Annotated in this window: 1 protein-coding gene; it reads left to right on the top strand. The window is 69.4% G+C overall.

What is annotated here, in order from left to right:
* Nucleotides 1-139 precede the first annotated feature (139 nt).
* Nucleotides 140-1,261: an IS30 family transposase gene (locus ACFVX9_RS39830; RefSeq protein ID WP_380381130.1), complete on the top strand. Its 1,122-nt coding sequence runs from the start codon at nt 140-142 to the stop codon at nt 1,259-1,261.
* The last annotated feature ends 40 nt before the right edge of the window (nt 1,262-1,301 follow it).

Genomic DNA, 1,301 nt, shown 5'->3' with positions numbered 1-1,301 from the left:
GCTTAGGTTCTAGTGGTTGTCGCAACACCCCAGTTCAGGGGATGCGATGGACTTCAAGATCCGCAAGGACCGGACGGCTCAGGGGCCGCGGAAGCTGCGTAGGGAGCGGGAGGAATACTTCCGCCTCGTGCAGCAGGGACTGAGCAACAGGGAAGCGAGCCGGCTCGTCGGCGTCCACGAACGGACCGGACGGGAGTGGCGAAACGGCCGGACGGACCCGAAGCGGTACCGGGCGCCCGCTCATGCTGAGCGGGCGCCCGTCTCCACGGGTCCGTCCAGATTCCTGTGCGAAGCCGACCGCATCCACATCGCCGACCGGCTGCGGGAGAAGGCGACAGTTCGCGCGATCGCGGCCGAGCTGGGCCGGAGCCCGTCCACGATCAGCCGGGAGATCCGACGCAACTGCCACCCCGAGAGCGGCCGTTACCGGCCCCACGCCGCCCAGGCCCGGGCCGACGCCCGCCGGCCTCGACCGAAGACGGGGAAGATCGGCGAGAACGCCGAGCTGCGGAACTTCATCCAGGTCCACCTGGACAAGAAGTGGAGTCCGGAGCAGATCTGCCACGCTCTACGCAGAACCTTCCCCGAGCGGCCGGAGATGCACGTGGTCCCCGAGACGGTCTACCAGGCCCTCTACGTCCAAGGCCGCGGCGAACTGCGCCGCGAGCTGGCCGGTGCTCTGCGCTCCGGACGCGCGCGCCGCAGACCGCACCGCCAGGCCAACTGCCGCCAGCCGCGTTTCACGCATCCCATGGTCATGATCAGTGAACGGCCCGCCGAGGTGGAGGACCGGGCGGTACCCGGCCACTGGGAGGGCGATCTGATCATCGGCAAGGGCGGTGCCTCCGCGATCGGGACCCTGGTCGAGCGGGCCACCCGCTACGTGATGCTCCTGCACCTGCCGAACGGCCGCGCCGCCGAGCAGGTCCGCGAGGCCCTGGTAGACACCGTCCAGGCCCTGCCCGGCCACCTGGTGAGGTCGCTGACCTGGGACCAGGGCGCCGAGATGGCCGCCCACGGCTCGTTCACCGTCGCCACCGGTGTCCCGGTCTACTTCTGCGACCCCGCCAGCCCCTGGCAACGCGGCTCGAACGAGAACACGAACGGCCTGCTGCGGCAGTACTTCCCCAAGGGCACCGACCTGTCCGTCCACGACCCGGAACACCTCACGGCGGTCGCCACCGAGCTCAACGGCCGCCCACGCAAAACGCTCGACTGGGAAACCCCAGCCGAGCGCCTGCATAAACTGCTCGCGGCCTGATCAAACCGACCACGTGTTGCAACGACCCCTAGAAACCGCC

Origin of the sequence: Kitasatospora sp. NPDC058243, from assembly GCF_042882025.1 — a bacterium.
Taxonomy (GTDB): domain Bacteria; phylum Actinomycetota; class Actinomycetes; order Streptomycetales; family Streptomycetaceae; genus Kitasatospora.
This window is presented reverse-complemented; position numbering and strand designations above follow the sequence as displayed.